This window comes from Pseudomonas sp. 2(2015) (assembly GCF_000955865.1).
In the GTDB taxonomy this organism is placed as follows: domain Bacteria; phylum Pseudomonadota; class Gammaproteobacteria; order Pseudomonadales; family Pseudomonadaceae; genus Aquipseudomonas.
Map to the genome: position 1 here is coordinate 164 of NZ_JYOF01000028.1, position 20,332 is coordinate 20,495.

11 protein-coding genes and 8 pseudogenes are annotated in these 20,332 nt (G+C 64.2%); 7 read left to right on the plus strand and 12 right to left on the minus strand.

Annotated elements, in window-relative coordinates; translation table 11 throughout:
- Positions 1 to 49: 49 nt before the first annotated feature.
- The 12 genes and pseudogenes from UB48_RS26310 to tssA form a co-directional block, all read right to left on the minus strand.
- Positions 50 to 475 carry a DcrB-related protein gene (locus UB48_RS26310; protein ID WP_045202264.1) on the minus strand — a complete coding sequence of 142 codons (426 nt, stop codon included), beginning with the start codon at positions 473 to 475 and terminating at the stop codon, positions 50 to 52.
- A 15-nt stretch (positions 476 to 490) separates the two neighbouring features.
- On the minus strand, positions 491 to 700 hold the full coding sequence (locus UB48_RS28285) for a hypothetical protein (protein ID WP_275560901.1): 210 nt from the start codon (positions 698 to 700) through the stop codon (positions 491 to 493).
- Positions 701 to 851: 151 nt separating this feature from the next.
- Positions 852 to 1,690: pseudogene (gene tssI / locus UB48_RS28290) on the minus strand (type VI secretion system tip protein TssI/VgrG); the annotation flags it as partial.
- Between the two features lie 38 nt (positions 1,691 to 1,728).
- Positions 1,729 to 2,397: pseudogene (locus UB48_RS28295) on the minus strand (type VI secretion system Vgr family protein); the annotation flags it as partial.
- A 23-nt stretch (positions 2,398 to 2,420) separates the two neighbouring features.
- Positions 2,421 to 5,071 (minus strand): annotated as a pseudogene (gene tssH / locus UB48_RS26320) (type VI secretion system ATPase TssH).
- Positions 5,064 to 6,052: pseudogene (gene tssG / locus UB48_RS27565) on the minus strand (type VI secretion system baseplate subunit TssG). Before tssG ends, tssH begins: the two co-directional pseudogenes overlap by 8 nt.
- A pseudogene (gene tssF / locus UB48_RS26330) lies at positions 6,016 to 7,844 on the minus strand (type VI secretion system baseplate subunit TssF). The pseudogenes tssG and tssF overlap by 37 nt, the downstream one beginning before the upstream one ends.
- Entirely contained in the window at positions 7,841 to 8,347 is a 507-nt protein-coding gene (gene tssE, locus UB48_RS26335) for a type VI secretion system baseplate subunit TssE (protein WP_045202266.1), read from the minus strand. Before tssE ends, tssF begins: the two are co-directional and overlap by 4 nt.
- 87 nt (positions 8,348 to 8,434) lie before the next feature.
- The gene (locus tag UB48_RS26340) at positions 8,435 to 8,923 is read right to left on the minus strand and encodes a type VI secretion system tube protein Hcp (protein WP_038998241.1); all 489 of its coding nucleotides are present in this window, start codon (positions 8,921 to 8,923) and stop codon (positions 8,435 to 8,437) included.
- Between the two features lie 80 nt (positions 8,924 to 9,003).
- A complete protein-coding gene (gene tssC / locus UB48_RS26345; RefSeq protein WP_045202267.1) occupies positions 9,004 to 10,482 on the minus strand; it encodes a type VI secretion system contractile sheath large subunit in 1,479 nt (492 codons plus the stop codon).
- Positions 10,483 to 10,497: 15 nt separating this feature from the next.
- The gene (gene tssB / locus UB48_RS26350; protein ID WP_010221277.1) at positions 10,498 to 11,013 is read right to left on the minus strand and encodes a type VI secretion system contractile sheath small subunit; all 516 of its coding nucleotides are present in this window, start codon (positions 11,011 to 11,013) and stop codon (positions 10,498 to 10,500) included.
- A gap of 95 nt (positions 11,014 to 11,108) precedes the next feature.
- Positions 11,109 to 12,140 (minus strand): type VI secretion system protein TssA, encoded by a 1,032-nt coding sequence (gene tssA / locus UB48_RS26355; RefSeq protein ID WP_045202268.1) that lies wholly within the window; start codon positions 12,138 to 12,140, stop codon positions 11,109 to 11,111.
- A 392-nt stretch (positions 12,141 to 12,532) separates the two neighbouring features.
- Here tssA and tagH point away from each other — a divergent pair.
- The 7 genes and pseudogenes from tagH to UB48_RS28300 form a co-directional block, all read left to right on the plus strand.
- Positions 12,533 to 13,844, plus strand: a pseudogene (gene tagH, locus UB48_RS26360) (type VI secretion system-associated FHA domain protein TagH).
- A 36-nt stretch (positions 13,845 to 13,880) separates the two neighbouring features.
- Positions 13,881 to 14,378 carry a type VI secretion system lipoprotein TssJ gene (tssJ, locus tag UB48_RS26365; RefSeq protein ID WP_045202269.1) on the plus strand — a complete coding sequence of 166 codons (498 nt, stop codon included), beginning with the start codon at positions 13,881 to 13,883 and terminating at the stop codon, positions 14,376 to 14,378.
- Between the two features lie 15 nt (positions 14,379 to 14,393).
- A pseudogene (gene tssK, locus UB48_RS26370) lies at positions 14,394 to 15,693 on the plus strand (type VI secretion system baseplate subunit TssK).
- A 6-nt stretch (positions 15,694 to 15,699) separates the two neighbouring features.
- A complete protein-coding gene (locus UB48_RS26375; protein ID WP_045202270.1) occupies positions 15,700 to 17,010 on the plus strand; it encodes a DotU family type VI secretion system protein in 1,311 nt (436 codons plus the stop codon).
- 206 nt (positions 17,011 to 17,216) lie between these two features.
- Positions 17,217 to 19,271 (plus strand): annotated as a pseudogene (tssM, locus tag UB48_RS26380) (type VI secretion system membrane subunit TssM); the annotation flags it as partial.
- A 465-nt stretch (positions 19,272 to 19,736) separates the two neighbouring features.
- The gene (locus UB48_RS28455; protein WP_368845323.1) at positions 19,737 to 20,159 is read left to right on the plus strand and encodes a hypothetical protein; all 423 of its coding nucleotides are present in this window, start codon (positions 19,737 to 19,739) and stop codon (positions 20,157 to 20,159) included.
- The coding region (locus tag UB48_RS28300; protein ID WP_275560903.1) for a type VI secretion IcmF C-terminal domain-containing protein at positions 20,101 to 20,332 on the plus strand (232 nt) is incomplete at its 3' end. The genes UB48_RS28455 and UB48_RS28300, both read left to right, overlap by 59 nt.

Genomic DNA, 20,332 nt, shown 5'->3' on the forward strand with positions numbered 1-20,332 from the left:
CATCGCCCTGGCGGGCGGCCCAAAGAGCGTCAGACATGCAAGGTGCTCATCAGGCCAGGGTGTCGAAGTTCAGTGATTGCTTGATCGCTGCCCAGTGCGCAGCCTCGGCATCACCCAGCGGTTGGGCTTTGACGTAACTCAGGGCGAACATCTTGCGCGTGCCGGGCAGTACCAGGGCCAGTTGGTACTGGAAGACCTTTTCGTTGCCCTTGCTGAACTGGCTGCGCAGCTCGATGCCTTCCACCGTCTGCTCGGCGCCCAGGCGCACGGCCTGGCGCGGCTGGAAGCGCAGGTCCTTGACCTGTTGTTGCAGGCGCTCGAGCTGGACGNNTTGCAGGGTTTCGCCGTCGGCCAGCAAGCTGCGGCTGATGATCAGCGAGGTGCCGAGCTTGGCAAAGCGCAGGATGTTGATGCTGGTGTCCTGCATTTCGGCATCGGGCAGGGCGAGCTGGAATTCGTTGAGGCGATAAGTCATGACGCACAAATCTCTTTATTGGCTGGCTTTGGGCTTGGGGAAGATCGCTTCCACGGCGCCATCGATGGTGCCTTTGACGCCTTGCCCGTCCGCAGTGGCGCCGGGGGCGCCGCCGATGTTCAGGTCCAGGGTGCCGCCGGTGTTGAACTGGGCATTGCCTTCGGCGTTGAAGTTGAACTGCACGCCGGTGAGGTTGATCTGGCCGCTGGCGTTGAGTTCGAGCACGCTCTTGCCGCACACCAGGCGCAGGTTTTCGCCAACCNNGGCTGATGCTGTCGGTCTTGGTCGAGCCCACCAGCAAAATGTCATCGCGCTTGACCGCGCGAATGCGGTCTTCGCCGATGGTCGCCACTTCGCTGAAGTCCACCACCTTGTTGCGGTTGTGGCCCACCCAGTGGCTCTCGTCGTTCTCGACTTCGATGTCCTGGTTGCGCTCGGCGTGGATGTACAGCTGCTCGGCGCCCTTCTTGTCCTCCATGCGGATTTCGTTGAAGTTCGCCGGCGTGCCGCCTTTGCTCGAACGGCTTTTCATCCCGCTCTGGGTCGCATTGGCCGGCAGGTCGTAGGGCACCGTCTGCTCGGCGTTGTAGACCCGGCCGGTGATGATCGGCCGGTCGGGGTCGCCTTCAAGAAAGCTGACGATCACTTCCTGACCGATCCGCGGGATCTGCATCGAACCCCAGTTCTTGCCGGCCCAGGCCTGGGACACGCGAATCCAGCACGAGCTGTTCTCGTTGGACTGGTCATGGCGGTCCCAGTAGAAGTGCACCTTGACCCGGCCATACTGGTCGGTCCAGATCTCTTCCCCGGCCGGGCCAACCACGATGGCGGTCTGCGGGCCCTTGACCTGCGGGCGCAGGGTGCTGGCCAGGGGGCGGAAGCTCTGCTGCGCATCGATGCNNAGGTTGCTTTCGAACTGTGCATTGCCGCCGCCGGCGCCGGTTTCCAGGCGCTCCTGGACGATGTAATAGCGGGCACCGACGATCAGGTATTCGCGATTCTGGTCCTGGCGGCTGAAGCCGCTCATGCTGAACAGGTTGCCTGCCGCCAGGCCGCGGGCATTGCCGCGCAGTTCGATGCGTTCATGCAGGCTTTGCAGCGCTTCGATACGGGTACGCCGTCCTCACTCTGCACATAGGTGCCGGGGTAGTCGTACAGCGGGTAGTCGCCGGCGCTGTGCGGGCGCGGCATTTGCGAGCGCACGTCGATGCGCGCGCTGGGGCGCTGGAAGTCGTAGTCGTTAAGCTCCAGCGAGCCGGACTGCACCTCCTGGGCCAGGTGCCAGTCGTTGAGGTGGTCACNNGCTGACCATCAGGTGGAAAGTACGGCACCGACTCGTAGCCCGGCACCACCTGGTGGGCGCCATAGGCATCGGCCAGCACCAGCACGTGGCGGTCCTTTTCGTGGCGGAAGTAGTAGTAGATACCTTCCTGTTCCATCAAGCGGCTGACGAAGTCGAAGCTGGTCTCGCGGTACTGCACGCAGTACTCCCACTCGCGATAGGGGCGGCTCAAGCTGTCTTCGAAGTCGGAAAACCCCAGGTCGCGAAATACCTGCTTGATGATCTGCGGGATGCTCTGGTTCTGGAAAATGCGGCAATCGGAGGTCTTGCTCAGCAGCCACAGCCAAGGCCGCAGGGTTACGCGGTAACTGGCGAACTGGCCGCGGTCGATGCTCTGGCTGCAGCGCGAAACAATGCCGTGAAAATACCGCGAGCGGCCCAGCTCCAGTTGCAGGCTGAGGCTCATGGGCTTGCCGAGCAACTGGTTGAGGTCGATGGCCGAGTTGTCCGAGGTCAGTTGCAACTCGTAGTCGAACAGCCGCCCCAGCTCTTCGCCTCCGCCCATTTCCGCCAGGATCAGCGCATCCGGGCCCAGCGGGCTGTTGATCTGCGCCAGTCGGGTGAATTGCTTGAATAGCATCGCTTATCTCGTCAAACGCGCCATCACGGCGCGTCGCTGAAGTGGTAGTGCAGGTCGTTGTCGCGGCGGCTGATGCGCACCCCGGCCAGGGCCTTGCCTTCGAGCATGCGGGTGAGGAACTCGCGGCTCATGTCCGGCAGCAGGCTGTTGGTCAGGATCGCGTCGATCATCCGCCCGCCGCTCTCGGTCTCGCTGCAGCGCGAAACGATCAAGTCGACCACTTCGTCGTCGTAGTCGAAGGCCACTTTGTGGGTGCCTTGCACGCGCTTGCGGATGCGCTCGAGCTGCAGGCGGGTGATGGCCTTGAGCATCTCGTCGCTGAGCGGGTAGTAGGGGATGGTCACCAGGCGGCCGAGCAGCGCCGGCGGGAAGATTTCCAGCAGCGGTTGGCGCAGGGCGCTGGCGATGGCCTCGGGTTCAGGGGTGTTCTGCGGGTCTTTGCACACCCGGGAAATCAGCTCGGTACCGGCGTTGGTGGTGAGCAGGATCAAGGTGTTCTTGAAGTCGATCACCCGGCCTTCGCCGTCTTCCATCACGCCCTTGTCGAACACCTGGAAGAAAATTTCGTGCACGTCCGGGTGGGCTTTTTCCACCTCGTCGAGCAGCACCACGCTGTAGGGCTTGCGCCGCACCGCTTCGGTCAGCACGCCGCCTTCGCCATAACCGACATAGCCGGGAGGGGCGCCCTTGAGGGTCGAGACGGTATGGGCTTCCTGGAACTCGCTCATGTTGATGGTGATGACGTTCTGCTCACCGCCGTACATGGCTTCGGCCAGGGCCAGGGCGGTTTCGGTCTTGCCTACCCCGGAGGTGCCGGCGAGCATGAACACGCCGATTGGTTTGTTGGGGTTGTCGAGGCCGGCGCGGGAGGTCTGGATACGCTTGGCGATCATCTGCAGCGCATGGTCCTGGCCAATGATGCGCTTGGCCAGGTGCTGGTCGAGCTTGAGCACGGTCTCGAGCTCGTTGCGGGCCATGCGTCCGACCGGGATGCCGGTCCAGTCGGCAACCACCGAGGCCACCGCCTGATAGTCGACGGTTGGCAGGATCAGCGGGGTTTCACCTTGCAGGGCGCTCAGGCGCTGCTGCAGGTCGATGATTTTTTCGCGCAGCTCATGGCTCTGTTCGCTGCCGGTGTCGCGGTCGACCACCCCAACGTTTTCGCGCAGCTGCGCGCGGGTGGCCAGCAGCTCGTCGACCAGGGCCTTCTCTTCGGCCCAGCGGCTTTCCAGTTCGGCCAGGCGCTCGCGCTCGGTGGCCAGCAAGGTTTCAGACTGTTGCTGGCGATTGCCGATGGCGATACCGATGGCCTGCTCGCGGGCGATGATCTGCAGCTCGGTTTGCAGTGCCTCGATGCGTCGACGGCTGTCGTCGACCTCGGCCGGTACCGCATGCAGGCTGATGGCGACGCGGGCGCAGGCGGTGTCGAGCNNGTCTGGCAACTGGCGCGCCGGGATGTAGCGGTGGGAGAGCTTGACCGAGGCTTCCAGGGCTTCATCGAGGATCTGCACCTGATGGTGCTGCTCCATGGTCGAGGCCACGCCGCGCATCATCAGCAGTGCCTTGTCTTCGCTCGGCTCGGCGACTTGCACCACCTGAAAACGCCGGGTCAGGGCCGGGTCTTTCTCGATGTGCTTCTTGTACTCGGCCCAGGTGGTGGCGGCCACGGTGCGCAAGCTGCCACGGGCCAGCGCGGGCTTGAGCAGGTTGGCAGCATCGCCGGTGCCGGCGGCACCACCGGCACCGACCAGGGTGTGGGCTTCGTCGATGAACAGGATGATCGGTCTGGGCGAGGCCTGAACGTCCTCGATGACCTGGCGCAGGCGCTGTTCGAACTCGCCTTTCATGCTCGCCCCGGCCTGTAGCAGGCCGACATCCAGGCTGCGCAATTCGACGTCCTTGAGCGATGGCGGAACATCGCCGGCAACGATGCGCAGGGCAAAGCCTTCAACCACCGCGGTTTTGCCCACCCCGGCTTCACCGGTGAGGATCGGGTTGTTCTGCCGGCGACGCATGAGGATATCCACCAGTTGGCGAATCTCTTCGTCGCGACCAACGATCGGGTCGAGCTTGCCGCTGCGCGCCTGCTCGGTGAGGTCGACGGTAAAGCGCTTGAGCGCTTCCTGCTTGCCCAGGGCGCTGGGGGCCATGGCGCCGCTGGCTTCGCCCGGCACGGCGCCGGCATTGAAACCGTCGCTGGCGCTCAGGGCGTTTTCCGGCGAGTCGCCGACGTACTCGTCAAAGCGCTCGCTGAGGGCTTCGACCTTGATCTTGGCAAACTCCGACGACAGGCCGAGCAGGGCATTGCGCAGGCTCGGAGTCTTGAGGATGCCGAGCACCAGGTAACCGGTGCGCACCTGGCTTTCGCCGAACATCAGGCTGCCATACACCCAGCCACGCTCCACCGCCTCTTCGACCTGGGACGACAGGTCGGTGATCGAGGTCGAGCCGCGCGGCAGGCGGTCCAGNNGGCCAGGCGCGCTGGCTCCAGGTTGAACTGGCGAATGATGCGGTGCAGGTCCGAGTCCTGCAGTTGCAGCAACTGATGAAACCAGTGAGCCAGTTCCACATAGGGGTTGCCCCGCAGTTTGCAGAACACCGTGGCGGCCTCGATGGCCTTGTAAGCGACGCTGTTGAGCTTGCCGAACAGCGCGGCGCGGCTGATTTCACCCATGTTCCGGACTCCTTGTGGATTGCGATGCGCGCGTCTCGGCGTAGTACCGAGCCAGTGTCAGGTCGCTGGCATCGTGTTGCGGGCGGCCNNCGGCCAGTGTTGAGTTGCAGGGCGGGTATTTCGTCCTGCTGCAGAATCAGTTGCAGGTCCCAGTCCAGCTCGTGCCCCTGGTGCTCGGCGACCCAGGCCACCAGCGCGGCGAAGGCACTGCCATCGGGCAATAGCGACAGGTATTGCTCCAGGCTCAGCGGCCCCAGGCAGATGCGGAACTTGTGCTGGCGGTCCCAGACATGGCTGCCCAGGCACACATCCATGCCCAGCTGATTGGCGCTCGCGCCCAGGCGGCTGCGTTCAGGCAGTTGCAGCCACTGGCCAACGTATTCCTCGATGCTTACCGGCACACCGAAGTAGGCCCCGAGAATGCCGCGCAGGCCATCCGGATAGCGGGTCTGGGCGGCGAGGTGGCCGCTGTAGTGCAACTTGGCGGTATCCGGCAACGGGCCCTGATCACGCAGCGCCGGGGTGCCGCGCCCGCTCAGGGCGGCCAGGCGGGCGGCCCAGTAGTCGTCATCGGGCCGGTCATGGCTGACCGTCGGCCGCGCTTCGGCCCAGGCCCGGTAGAACAGGCTCAACAGACGGTGATGAAAGACATCGAGAAAGCGCTTGCTGGTGCTGTCGGCATTGTTGCGCTGGCGCTCGCGCATGTACTCGGTCAGGTGTAGCGGCAAGGGGNNGCGCCGGGCCCTGATCACTGGCAGGCGTCAGCGCCGCCAGGGTGGCCGGCGCAAACGCACAGTCGAGCTGCTGGCCAAGGCGCACCGGATCATCGGCCAGGCGCAGCGAATGGCCGAAGCGTGGCAGCTGCGGCGACTCGCATTGCAGTCGGCGCAGGGCCTGGAAGAAATCGTAGTTCCAGGGTTCGGCCTGCATTTCGCTGAGGATGTTCACAGGGTCGGACGGCGTCCGGGCTTGGCTTTCCATCGCATGATCTCGCCGCGTTCGGTGGTACGGAGCACCGTCTCGGTAAAGCTGTTGATCGACACGTAACGTGCCAGGAAGCGCTCGAACACCGCACCGAGCAGGAACACGCCAGTGCCGCGAAAGGCGTTTTCGTCGAATTCCAGGGTGATCTCCAGGCCACGGCCAAAGACGATCGGCCCCGGCATCGGCAGGCGTCGCGTGCAGGCCTTGCTGCTGACCTCGCGCAGGCCGTCGATCTGCAGCTGCAGGGCGGCGTCGTGGCTGTCGCCGTACAGGCGCAGCAACTCGCGCAGGGCGGCGGCGCCCTGGCCTTGCTCGGTCAGCGACAGGTAGTTCAGCGACAACTGGCTGATCAGACGCCAGGCCTTGTTGTCATGGGCATGGCTGGCCCGTGGCCGGCTTGGCCCGGCCAGGCAGCGAATGGCGGCCACCGGCGCGCTGTCGGCCAGGGTGAAATCACTGCGGCCATCGCCGACGTTCATGAACAGCGCCAGGTCGCGGTTGGTGCACAGGGCACTGACCCCCAGTTGGCGCAGGTCGTGGCGGTAAGGCGCCTGTTGGCCATCGACCAGGCTGATGAAGGTTTCGCTGCCCATGTAGGTCGAGCGGGTGCCGTTGCGACGCTGCTCGCTGGAGAGCATGCGCGGCTCGCGGCGGACGATGTAATAGGCCTGGTCACGGCCGTAGCGCGACGGGTCGCGTACGGCATAGAAGGGCAGGAAGGCCTNNCGTGGCCGGTAACGCTGCTCAACGAGTGGATCTCGAAATCCGTTGGCCGGGTGCGGTCGGCAATCACATGATGTTCGTTGACCCGGTCATTGAGGTGGATACGGTCGACCCGGCGCGCAAACAGGTTGATCGCCGGGGTGCAGAAGGGCACGAACTGCTCGGCGCCGACGCTGCCTTCCAGGCTCTGGTCGTAGCGCTCGAACAGCACGATCAGCTCCAGCTCCTGACCATCGCAACGCTTTACTGCGCGACCCAGTTCGGCAAATTCTACGAACAGAAAACGCTGCGGCAGGGCGAAGTACTCCTGCAGCAGGCGGTAACCCTGGAATGCCTGCGGCACCACCGGTAGCGCCGCCTCNNGGCGCAGGGCCGAGGTCGGGATGCGCTCGACCCAGTCGCTGCCAGGCTGGCGCGCGAACACCGCACAGGCGTTGCCCAGCAGCTGCTCGTACAGGCGAAACGGCAGTTCGTCGGCGCCGTTCAGGTACAGCGGCAGGCTGCTGAGGTCGAGGGCGTTGAACGGCAGGTCGGCGCCGGTACGCAAGGTAATGCGCAAGCCGGCGCGGGCTTTCGGTTCGCTGGCGGCCAGGCGCCCGAGGCGGGCTGCCGGGTTGCCGAAGTATTCCGCCTGGGCGACTTGCAGCGGCCACAGGGTAACGGCATGGGCACTACGAAACTCGCAAGGCGTTTGCGAATCGCGACCAAGGGTGGCGCGCAGCACGCTGCCACGCGGCAGGGTGAAGCCGGCACTGAGCGAACCTTCATCTGGATCGGCCTGCATCTGCACCACCGTCATCGACGGCGTCGGCGCCAGGTAGTGCGGGTAGGCGATCTCCAGCAGGTTGTGGGTGAAGGTCGGGTACTCGGCATCGAGCTTGAGTTGCACCCGTGCGGTCAGGTAGGCAAAACCTTCAAGCAGGCGCTCGACATAGGGGTCGGCGCAGTCGATACCGGACAGGGTCAGGCGCCCGGCGATCTTCGGGTATTCCCTGGAAAATTCTGCCGCGCTTTCGCGGATGTGTTGCAGTTCCTGGTTGTACAGCTCGAGCAGGCGCGGGTTCATGGACGTCTCCGGCGCTCGGCGGGGGCCACCCGGACATGCCCGGATTCCAGGTCAAGGTCGGTACGCAGCAGCAACGGCAGTGCCGCCGGCTGGGCCCACAGGTCGCCTTCGATCTCGAAACTCAGGGCGTTGTTGTTCATCTCCCCCGGTGCGACCTGGGCGCGCACCCGCAGGCTGCTGCGCAGGATGCGTGGTTCGAAGGTGGCGATGGCCTGGTAAATGATGCTCTCCAGTGCGCTGATATCAATGTTCGNNCCGGCCAGTGCCGGCAGGCCGTAGTTGACCACCGAAGTGCCGGCCGGGGTGTTGAGGGTGGCGGCCGCATCGAGCAGTGAAGTGGTGTTGAGCAGCCAGGTGAGGTCGCGCAGTACCGAGGCCTTGAGCTGGCTCAGCGAAAGCACGCGCTTGTCGTTGGCTTCTTGCAGGTTGCCGGGCTCGTCGTCGGTCAGACGATCGAGCAGCGAAGGCTGCAGACGGTCACGTGCAGCGATTTCGGCTACCAAGGGGCGGCTCCGGTGGTGATATGCGTGAGTGCGTTATCCCTATCGCGGGGCAAGCCCGNNNTTGCCCCGCGAACAGGGCGAAACGCATCAGATCTTGACGTTCTGGCGCACGTTCCAGCCGTACTTGACCGGGCCGCCGTCTTTGGTGCCGTCAGCTTTCTGCGGCTGGTAATCGACCGTGACTTTGCCGAAGTTCAGGGTGACGTTTTCGGTCAGGCGGTCATCGCCGCCCGAGCCACCGGTGCTCAGCGAGCTGATCAGCACTTCTTCGAGGTTGATGATCAGGTACTCGACCTGGCTCTCGCCACCGGCCTTGCGCACGGTCAGCTTGACCTTGTCGATGTGCTTGCCGCTGGAGCAGTGCATCATCAGGTTGGGGCTGGATTTGTCGACGTACTTGGTCAGCGACAGGTCCTGGATGTTGACCTTGCCGGCGCCGCCGCCACCACCCATGTGCATGTTGCCGGACTGGGCCATGCCCCAGCTCCAGTTCAGCACATCGATTTCGTCCTTGTGGGCCTTGTCCATGGACTCGCCCTTGATGTCGCCGATCTTGATGAAAATATCAACTGCCATGTTGTCTCCAGAGTGTGGCATCTACCACATTATTTTTCAGTGCACACCCCGCAGCACGGGGCGTTCTAGCGAGCCTGGGCTCAGGCGCCCTTGGCCGACGGCAACTTCGATACCAGGCGCAGCGACACGGTCAGCCCTTCGAGCTGGTAGTGCGGGCGCAGGTAGAAACGCGAGTTGTAGTAACCCGGGTTGCCTTCGACTTCTTCGACCACCACTTCGGCAGCTGCCAGTGGGTGCTGGGCCTTGGTGGTTTCGGTGGAGTGGGCCGGATCGCCATCGACGTAGTTGAGGATCCAGTCCTGCAGCCAGCGCTGCATCTCGTCCTTCTCTTTGAACGAGCCGATCTTGTCGCGCACGATGCACTTCAGGTAGTGAGCGAAGCGGCAGGTGGCGAACAGGTACGGCAGGCGCGCGGCCAGGTTGGCGTTGGCGGTGGCGTCCGGGTCGTCGTACTCGGCAGGTTTTTGCAGCGACTGGGCGCCAATGAAGGCGGCGAAGTCGGTGTTCTTCTTGTGCAACAGCGGCATGAAACCGTTCTTCGCCAGTTCCGCTTCACGGCGGTCGGAGATGGCGATTTCAGTCGGGCACTTCATGTCCACGCCACCGTCATCGGTAGGGAAGGTGTGCGCCGGCAGGTTCTGCACTTCGCCACCGGACTCGACGCCGNNGCCGTAGTACTTGAACGAGCGGTTGATGTTCACCGCCATCGCGTAGGCGGCGTTGGCCCAGGTGTACTTGGCGCTGTCGGCGCCGTCGGTGTCTTCTTCGAAGGCGAAGGCTTCTACCGGGTCGGTCTTGGCGCCATACGGCAGGCGCGCCAGGAAGCGCGGCATGGTCAGGCCGATGTAGCGCGAGTCTTCCGATTCACGCAGCGAGCGCCAGCCGGCGTACTCGGGGGTGGTGAAGATTTTGGTCAGGTCGCGCGGGTTCGACAGCTCCTGCCACGAGCCCATGCCCATCACGGTCGGCGAGGCCGCAGCGATGAACGGCGAGTGCATGGCTGCACACACCTTGGACAGCTCGCCGAGCAGCTCGACGTCCGGTGGCGACTGGTCGAAGTAGTAGTCGCCGACCAGGCAACCATACGGCTCGCCGCCGAACTGGCCGTACTCTTCTTCGTACATCTTCTTGAACAGCGGGCTCTGGTCCCAGGCCGTGCCCTTGAATTTCTTCAGGGTCTTGTGCAGGTCGGGCTTGGAGATGTTGAGCACGCGGATTTTCAGCTGCTCGTCGCTTTCGGTGTTGTTGACCAGGTAGTGCAGGCCACGCCAGGCGCTTTCCAGCTTCTGGAACTCGGGGTGGTGGATCACCTGGTTGACCTGGGCGGTGAGCTTGGCGTCGATGGCGGCAATGATCGATTCGATCGACTTGATCGCGTCATTGGACACCAGGTCGGTTTGTGCCAGGGCCTGTTCGGCCAGGGTGCGCACCGCAGTTTCGACGGCCTCGCGGGCGCGCTCGGTCTTGGGTTTGAATTCTTGCAGCAGCAGCGAAGCGAACTCGCTGGCTTGCTCGGTGGCCGCTGGCTGGGCCTGGGTATCACGCATCGGATCGGTCATGAGGCTTTGTCCTGATTAAGCGTTCGGCTCGGCATCCTGGGGCTTTGGCGCGCTGGCCAAGGCCTGGAGCAGGGCCGGATCCTTGATGGCTTTCATGATGATTTCTTCGGCGCCGGTCTTGCCGTCCATGTAGGTCAGCAGGTTGGCCAGCTGGGTCCGCGCTTCGAGCAGCTGGTTCAGCGAATCGACCTTGCGCGCCACGGCGGCAGGGCTGAAGTCGTCCATGCTCTCGAAGGTGATATCCAGGCTCAGGTTGCCTTCGCCGGTCAGCTCGTTGGGTACGTGGAACGCCACCCGTGGCTGCATGGCCTTGAGGCGCGAGTCGAAGTTGTCGACGTCGATTTCCAGGAACTTGCGCTCGGCGACCGGGGCCAGCGGCTCGGCAGGCTTGCCCGCGAGGTCGGCCATGACGCCCATGACGAAAGGCAGTTGGACCTTCTTTTCGGCGCCGTAGAGCTCGACGTCATACTCGATCTGCACCCGCGGCGCGCGATTGCGCGCAATGAATTTCTGAGAACTGGGGTTCGCCACGTTGTTCCTCCTGGTCGCAGGTGCGACGGTATTGGCGTCATCGATCGTTGCCGGTAACGGTGTTGCGTATGTGCGTTGGGTCAGGCCCGCAGGCCTCAGTCAGCTTCGGGTCCGCGCAGGGTTTCGAACTGCGACAGCCCATCGGGGATCAAGTCGCGGACGATCGCGGCAAAATCGGCGTTGACCAGATTTTTCGCGCGGTTGAGCAGCACCGGCAGCGGGCTCGAGGGCTCGTGGCGGGCGTAGTACTTGAGAATTCGGTCAAGGCTGCGCAGCACTTCGTCGCGGCTGGCGATATCGGCCGAAGCGCGGGCGATGGCGGGCGCGGGGGCGGCCTCGGCAACCGGCGTCGAGCTGTCGGCAGCGCTGCTGGTTTCGCTGGCGTCGTTGGCGGCCTGCTCGCTGGCCGGCGCATGTTCGGCAAGAATCTGCGCGGCCTGGCGCAGTGGCTGCTTGAGCGCGCTCAGATCAACTCCGCTGGCCGATCCGACCTGCTCGTTGACGTATTGCTCGATTGCCTCGGCGGCCTCGCGGGCTTGCTGTAGCGCCTCGCGGGTGGCCTGCAGTTGCTCGCCATCGCTGTCGCGCAGGGCGCCGCCGAGTTCGTCGGCGTTGAGCGTCTCGCTGGCAAAGTGCTGCAAACCGCTGGCGTGCAGGGCTGCGCGCAGGCTGACCGGGCCGAAGGCGCGGGAGCGGGTCAGCAGGCTTTCGCGCAGCAGGGCGATGTTGGTCTCGCAGACCAGACCGGCGAGGGCGTTGATACGCACTGTCGGGTCGTTGTCATCATCGGCGTCGAGCTGCGGATGGACCTGCGGCCAGTACTGGCGCAACAGCTCGTTGATCAGTTGCAGAGTGCCGGCCAGCCCGGCAATGCCGTGCAGGGCGAGGGCACTTTGCAACAGGAAATGAGTGACGCGAAGGTCTTTGCTGCGTTGCAGCAGGGCGGTGCAGGACTGTTCGATCTGCCGCCACTGCGGAGCTTCGGCAGGCTGGATGGCATCGCCCATGACACGCTCGGGCCGGCCTTGGGCATCACGCTCCAATTGCAGGAAGTCCGGGTCGTATTCAAGGTCGTCGCCGCAAGGAAAGTTTTCCGAAACGGCAGCGAGCAAATGCGCTGAGTTCACCAGATATCGATCTCCGTATCGTCCCGTGGTGGGGTGGCTAATGTGTGCTAGTTGGTTTTGTGACATAGCGCACATAATTTGCTGAGTTGTCCTTAGTTGATATCAAAGTGATATCACGCCTGTTCAGCAAGTTGCGCATTTTTGGTTTATTTCCAATTGGCTGTCAAGGTAAGCTAGCGGCCCATCGTGACCTGCATACTGGGCCGTACAGGTTTATTGACTTGTTGGTCAGGGTAGCGGTGGATGTCATTTGAAACTGATAAGCATCAGCGAAAAGTGAACGAAATTCGGACATTCAGTAGACTTTTTCAGGGATTGGAAGCGAATCGTGGCAAGTGTGGCAGGCCTCCAGCGGGCCCACAGGCGATTCGGGATGTTGCTAAGGAGGCGTGATGTCGCTGAGTCTTACTATTACCAGTTATCACAAGATTACCCCTGGCCAATGTCCTGAAAAGTTCATCGAGTCAGGTGCCATCAGTATTGGTCGCGGCCCCGATAATGATTGGGTGCTGCCCGATCCGGAGCGTCTGGTTTCTTCGCAACATTGTGTAATTCAATATAAAGACGGCCGTTATTACCTGACCGATAACAGCACTAATGGTGTCGAATTAATTCACGCCGGTATTCGCTTGCGTCGCGGTAACAGTGAGCCGTTGATGGATGGCGAAGTCATCCGTATCGGCGAGTACGAAATCCAGGCACGGATCGATTCAAGCTTCAAGATTGCCGATGGCAACCCGCACGCTGCTGACGCCGCCAACAGTTTCGAGGCGCTGATGGCCAACCAGGCCGGTGCCGTTGCGACCCCCCAAAATGCTGTTGCGCCAGCGTTGATCCAGGGCGCGTCGAGCAATGCCACCTTGCCGGACCTGTTCGATTTTCTTGCACCGGCGAGCATTGCGCCGGTGACCCGCGCCGATCACGTGCCTGCCCAGCACGCCCGTAGCGTCGACGCCTGAGCCGGTACCGGCAAGCCCTGGAGTGATTCCCGAAGACTGGGACCTGTTCGCCGAACCGGTGCCGGCGGTACCCGCGCCTGTCGTTGTAGCTGTCGAACCAGCCATGCCCGCACCCATGCCCGCACCTGTCGAGGCCTCGGCGCAGGCTGGCGACTCCAGTGTGCTGGCCCAGGCGTTCCTGCGCGGTGCGGGGCTTGAACATCTGCGCATCGACAGCGCCCAGGTCGAGGCGCAGATGGAAGCCCTTGGCCGCAGTTATCGCTTGATGGTCGAGGGCCTGATCGATGTGTTGCGTGCGCGCAGCAGCCTCAAGGGCGAGTTCCGCATGCAGCAGACGATGATCCGCCCGGCAGAAAACAACCCGCTCAAGTTCGCGCCCAATGCCGATGAAGCGCTGCTGTTGCTGCTGCGCCATGGCAACCACGCGTTCATGGCGCCGGACCAGGCGGTACGCGACAGTTTCGACGACTTGCGCGCGCATCAGCTGGCAGTGATGGCCGGTGTTGAAGCGGCGATCAAGCACCTGCTCGGGCGCTTCGAGCCGGCGCAGCTGGAATCGCGGCTCGGCGAACCGGCAGGGCTGTCGAAGCTGTTCGCAGGTTCGCGCCAGGCGCAGTACTGGCAGCAGTTCACCGAGCTGTACAGCAAGATTTCCCGGGAAGCCGAAGACGACTTCCAGGACCTGTTCGGGCGCGAATTCAGTCGCGCCTACGAGGAGCACGGCGCGCGTCTGCAGCGCTCCTGAAACAAACGGAAAGTGCCACGTCATTGAGGACGCAGGATGATTCGAACAATGCTGATGGCAGCGGTAACCACACTGCTGCTCAGTGGTTGTAGCAAGGATGAAGTCGCAGCACCGGTCCAGCCCGAGGTGGCGGGGCCTACCAGCGTCACCTTGTATTTCAGTGCCGCCGCCGGGCTCAACCCGGGCGCCAACGGCCAGGCCGCGCCTGTGCGCGTGCGCATTCTCGAACTGAAGAACAGCGCAGGTTTCAGCCGCGCCGATTATTTTGCCCTGGCCGAACGCGGCCCGGCGACCCTGGGCGCCGACCTGCTCGATCAGGACGAAGTGCTGGTGCAACCCGGTGAGCAAGTGCGCATCGACCGGCCGTTGAACCCGCTGACGCGCCAGATCGGCCTGGTGGTCGGCTACCGCGAAATCGACCAGGCGCAATGGCGCAGCCTGCTGCCAGTGCCGCCGCTGGACTACCAGATCAGCCTCGATGTTCGCGCTGTGCGCAGCGCTGCCCATACTTCCCCAACCAGTACCGCCCAATAGGCGATCGGAGAAACCATGTCCTGGAACAATCGTGTGGTCTGGTCGGAAGGCATGTTCCTTGGAACCCAGCACTTTCAGCAGCATGACCGTTATCTCGAGAACCTTATCGATGCCCGCAGCCGGCCGCTGTCGGCGGGCGCCTNNCGACCAGGGCCTGCTGGCCCAGGGCAAGCTGGCCATCGTTTCTGCCCGCGGGCTGCTGCCCGATGGCACGCCGTTCAACATCCCCCACGATGACCTGGCGCCCAGCCCGCTGAACATCGACGACAACCTGCGTGATGGCCTGGTGTACCTGGCCTTGCCGCTCAAGCGCGCCGGTGCCCGCGATACCGTGGACGAAGGCGAAGCCGCAGGTGGCGCGCGTTATGTCAGCCGGGTGGCCGAAGTGCGTGACGACAACGCGCCGTTCGAGAACCGCGCCCCGGTCGCCCTTGGCTCCCGTGCGCTGCGCTTGATCACCGCCGAAGAAGGCCTGAGCGACTATGCCGCGCTGGGCCTGGTACGTATCAAGGAAAAACGCGCTGACCGCGCCCTGGTGCTGGATGACAGCTATATCGCGCCGGTGCTGGATGTATCGGCGAGCAAAAGCCTGTCGGCATTTCGCAGCGAACTGCTGGGCCTTTTGCATCAACGAGGTGAAGCACTGGCCGGGCGGGTGGTGGCCTCCGGTGCCGGTGGTGCTTCGGAGATCGCCGACTTCATGCTCCTGCAACTGGTCAATCGCGCGCAACCGCTGGTCGAGCACCTGAGCCAGTTGAGCCCGTTGCACCCGGAGCGGCTGTACAGCGAGCTGGTCAGCCTGGCCGGCGAGTTTGCCACCTTCTGTGCCAGCAACCGCCGCCCGGGTGAGTTCCCGGTGTACCAGCATGACGACCTGGCGGCGAGCTTTGCCCCGGTCATGCAGGCGCTGCGCGAAGCCCTGTCGATGCTGATCGACAGCAAGGCCACGCCGATCCCGATTGTCGAAAAGGCCTATGGCATTCATGTCGCCATGCTTGCCGACCGCAGCCTGCTCGACAATGCCAGCTTCATTCTCGTGGTGCGTGCCGACGTGCCGAGCGAAACCCTGCGCGGGCGCTTCGCCCAGCAAAGCAAGATCGGCGCGGTCGAGCACATCCGTGACCTGGTCAACCTGCAGCTGCTGCCATTGCCGGTGGCACCGCGGCAGATCCCGTTCCATGCAGGTTCCACCTACTACGAACTCGACCGCGGCAGCGAGCACTGGCAGCAACTGCAGAACGCCGGCGGCTTTGCCTTCTACGTCGCAGGCGAATTCCCGGGGCTGAACCTGGCCTTCTGGGCCATCCGAGGATAAGCCGCAATGCAGCCTAACGACCCGTCGGCGCCACCGGCCAACGACCGCACTCAGTTCATGCCGCGCCCCGGTGGCCGCGGCCCGCAGGCCGGTACGCCGGAGCCTGTGGCGGCGCCGTCGATGCCAGCGCAGCCGCTAGCCGCTGGCCAGGCGCTGGGCCTCAACCCGCTGGAAAGCGCCGCCGGGCCGTTGCTGGTCTTGCTGACCCGCTTGCGCAGCACCATCGCCCATCCGGCCCCGGCCAGCCTGCGTGCGCAGTTGCTGGCTTATCTGCGTCAGTTCGAAGAGCGCGCCGAAGCCGCCGGTGTGGCCCGTAACGAAGTCATGCTGGCCCGTTACGCGCTGTGCACTGCGCTCGATGAAGCGGTGCTCAGCACGCCGTGGGGCAGCAGCAGTGACTGGGGCAAGCAGAGCCTGCTGATCACTGTGCACAACGAAGCCTGGGGGGGCGAGAAGGTCTTCCAGCTGCTCGAGCACTGCCTGCAGAGCCCGCGCGAACGCCTGTACCTGCTGGAGTTGCTGTACCTGTGCATGTGCCTGGGCTTCGAGGGCCGTTACCGGGTTATCAACGGTGGCCGCGCCCAGCTCGAAGCCTTGCGCGAACGCACTGCTGCCGCTATCCGCAGCGCCCGGGGCGAGTTCGAGCGCGAACTGTCGCCGCACTGGCGTGGGGTCAGCGTCAGCCGGGATCGGCTGTCGCAGTTCATCCCGCCCTGGGTGGGCCTGGCCATCGCCCTGGCGTTGCTTGTGGCTCTGCTGTTTGCCCTGCGCATGATGCTCGCCGCCGACGCGGAGCCTGTGTTCAAGAACATTCATGCCCTGGGCGAAATCCCGGTGCAGGCCATCGACCGTCCGGTGACCCAGCCCAAGCCGGTGGAACGCCCACGCCTGGCGGGTTTTCTGGCCAGCGATATCAAGGCCGGGCGGGTCAGCGTCGAAGACGCCGTCGACCGTTCGGTGGTGACCATCCGTGGCGACGAATTGTTCGCCTCGGCCAGCACCAGCATCAACGACAGCCTGCAGCCACTGATGCTGCGCATTGCTGACGCCATCGGCCAGGTCAAGGGCCAGGTGCGCATCACCGGCCACAGCGACAACCGGCCGATCGCGACCTTGCGCTTTCCGTCCAACTGGGCGCTGTCCCAGGCCCGCGCCGAGCAGGTGCTGCAGATCCTGGCCGCCAAGACCGGCCAGCCCGCGCGCTTTACCGCGCAGGGCCTGAGCGACACCGAACCACTGGCAGCGAACAACACGGCCGAAGGCCGGGCAAAGAACCGCCGGGTTGAAATCACTGTATTGGCGGAGGGGGTCGAGTGAAGGCGTTTTTCGGATTTGTCATTCGCTGGGTCATTCCGCTGCTGGGCCTGATCGCCCTGAGCCTGATCATCTGGTTCGTCGGCCCGCTGTGGGACATGCTGATCCCGGCAGGGCGGCGCTGGGCGCTGATCGCCCTGCTGTTTGCAGTGTGGCTCGGCTATCGCCTGTGGCGCTTCATCGAGGCCCGCCGCCAGGCGGCAGAAGTCATGCGCAGCCTGGCTGCAGAAACAGCTCCTGACTCTGCCAGCGTGGCCACCGCCGAAGAACTGGCAACCCTGCGCCAGCGCNNGGCCCTGGCCCTGCTGAAAAAGGCGCGCCTGGGTGGCGATGAGCGGCGCAACCTGTACGAGCTGCCGTGGTACGTGATCATCGGCCCGCCGGGCTCGGGCAAGACCACGGCGCTGGTCAATTCCGGCCTGCACTTTCCGCTGGCGGCGCAGCTTGGCGCCGGGGCGATTCGCGGCGTCGGCGGCACGCGCAACTGCGACTGGTGGTTTACCGACCAGGCCGTGTTGCTCGACACCGCTGGCCGCTATACCACCCAGGACAGCCACGCCCAGGTCGACAAGGCGGCCTGGCTGGGCTTTCTCGATCTGCTGAAAAAGCAGCGCGCGCGCCGGCCGATCGATGGCGCTTTCATTGCCATCAGCCTGTCCGACCTGTTGCTGGGCAGCGACGCCGAACGTGCTGCCCATGCTGCGGCCATCCGCTCGCGTATCCAGGAGTTGTACAGCCAGCTGGGCGTGNNATGCTGACCAAGCTCGACCTGGTGCCGGGTTTCATGGAGTTCTTCGACACCCTGAGCAAGGAAGAGCGCGCTCAAGTGTGGGGTATGACCTTTGCCCTGGACGACGACAAGTCGGTCGAAGGGCCGCTGGCGCAGTTCCACAGCGAGTTCGCCGGCCTTGAGCAACGCCTCAACGAGCGCCTGGTCGAGCGCCTGCAGCAGGAGCGCGACCCGGCGCGGCGCGATCTGGTTTACGGCTTTGTCCAGCAGTTCGCTGCCTTGCGCTCCAACCTGCAGGGCTTTCTCGACGGCGTGTTCAAGCCCAATGCCTATGAAGAACGCGCCCTGTTGCGCGGCGTGTACTTCACCAGCGGCACCCAGGAAGGCAGCCCGATCGATCGCCTGATCGGCGCCATGGCCCAGAGCATGGGCCTGGACCGTCAGCATCTGGCACGCCAGAGCGGCACCGGGCGCAGCTACTTCATTGAAAAACTGTTCAGCGCCGTGGCGTTTGCCGAGCGCGGGCTGGTCGGGGTCAACCCGCAAGTCGAGCGCCGGCGCAAATGGCTGGCCCGTGCTGCACTTGCCGCCAGCGTTGCCCTGGTAGTGCTGGTCGGCAGCGTATGGGCGCTGAGCTATCGCGCAAACCAGGCTTACATCGCCCAGGTCGAGCGTAAGCTCGCGCCGCTGGGGCCAGTCCTGCAAACCTTGAGCCCGGCCCAGCGCGATGTACTGGCGGTACTGCCGTTGCTCAATGCCGTGCGCCATCTGGCCGAGGATCCGCCCAGTTGGGCCGAGGGGTTGGGGCTATACCAGGGCGACATGCTCGAAGCCGAGTCGGCCAGCGTCTACCGCAAGTTGCTGATTGCCGTGTTCGCCCCGCGCCTGGTCACCCGTATCGAAGAGCAACTGCACAGCGGCGGTGGTTCGGACTTTCTCTACGAAGGCCTCAAGGCCTACCTGATGCTGGCTGACGGCGAGCATTACGACCCGGACTTCATCAAGGCCTGGGTCAGCCTCGACTGGGAGCAGAGCCTGCCCCGCGACNNATCTGCAGGCGCTGTTTGAAAAGCGTCCGCCGAATGCGCGCCTGGATGCCAACCTGATCGAAGACCTGCGTCGCCAATTGCAGCAGTTGCCGGTGGCCCAGCGCGTCTATGACCGGGTCAAACGCCAGCAGTTGCCCAACGGCGTCAGCGATTTTCGCCTGAGCGAAGCGGCCGGCCGCGATGCCGCGCTGGTGTTCAGCCGCAAGAGCGGCAAGCCTTTGGGTGAACCCTTGAGCGGGCTGTTTACCCTTGATGGCTATCGCAAGGCGTTTCTTGCCACCAGCCTGCAACACAGCAATACCCTGGCTGAAGAGCGTTGGGTGCTGGGCCGCGAGCAAGCCGATGAAGGTGATGTGACTAGCCTGGCCGCCGACGTGCGCCGTTTGTATTTCGCCGACTACATCCGCCACTGGGACGCGCTGCTGGCCGATATCGACTTTGTGCCGATCACCAGCGTGGCCCAGGCCGCCGATGTTCTGCGGGTGATTTCCGGGCCGACCTCGCCGCTGAAAAAGCTGCTGAGCGCCGTGGCCAAGGAAACCAACCTGCAACAGCAGGACCCGCTTGCCGCGGCCCAGGCCAAAGCCAGCGAGGCTGGTGTCGACCAGCTCAAGCAGCGCCTGGGTAACTTGCTGGGCCAGGATGCTCCGGCCGATAGCCGCCAGGCGCAGCAAGACCAGGACCCGGTCACCGCGCACTTTGCCGACCTCGCCAGCCTGGTCAGCAAGGGCGAGGGCGAGCCGGCGGCCATCGACGGCCTGCTCACCGACATGAACGCCTTATACGTGCAGGTCAGTGCCATGGTCGGTGCCAGTGGCGACGCCCTGCTCGGCGAGGCCAAGAACCAGGCCACTGCCGCCGCCAACCGCGTCAGCCTCACTGCGCAGCGCCAGCCGCCGATGGTTCAGGGCCTGGTCAAGTCGGTGGTCAACTCGACCACCAACACCATGATGGGCGGCGTGCGCAATCAACTGAACGCCGCCTGGACCAGCGAAGTGGTCAACGTTTATCGCCAGTCGCTGAGCGGTCGTTATCCGCTGGCAGCGGGCAGCTCGCGGGATGCCACGCTGGACGATTTCGGCCAGTTCTTCGGCGTCGGCGGGGTGATGGACAGTTATTTTCGAAAGTACCTGCAGCCTTATGTCGATACCTCGGCCAACCCTTGGCGCTGGCAGCCGGGCGCGGCGCAGAAGCTCGGCATTGGCTCTGGCGTGTTGCACACCCACCTTTCAGCGTTCGGCGGCGATTCGCGATGCGTTCTTCCGCTCGGGCGGCATGCAGCCGACCGTGCGCTTCGAGCTCAAGCCGGTGGCCATGGACGCCTCGGTCACCCAGTTCTTGCTCGACCTCGATGGCCAGCAGATCAGCTATGACCACGGCCCGAGCCGCCCGGTTGCGATGCAGTGGCCAAACCCCAACAGCATCGGCGTGGTGCGCCTGTCGATCATGCCGCCATCGGCCAGCGGTCGCTCCGGCCTGACCCTGGAAGGGCCGTGGGCCTGGTTCCGCTTGCTCGATCAATCCGACCTGGTGGCCGGCAACGGCC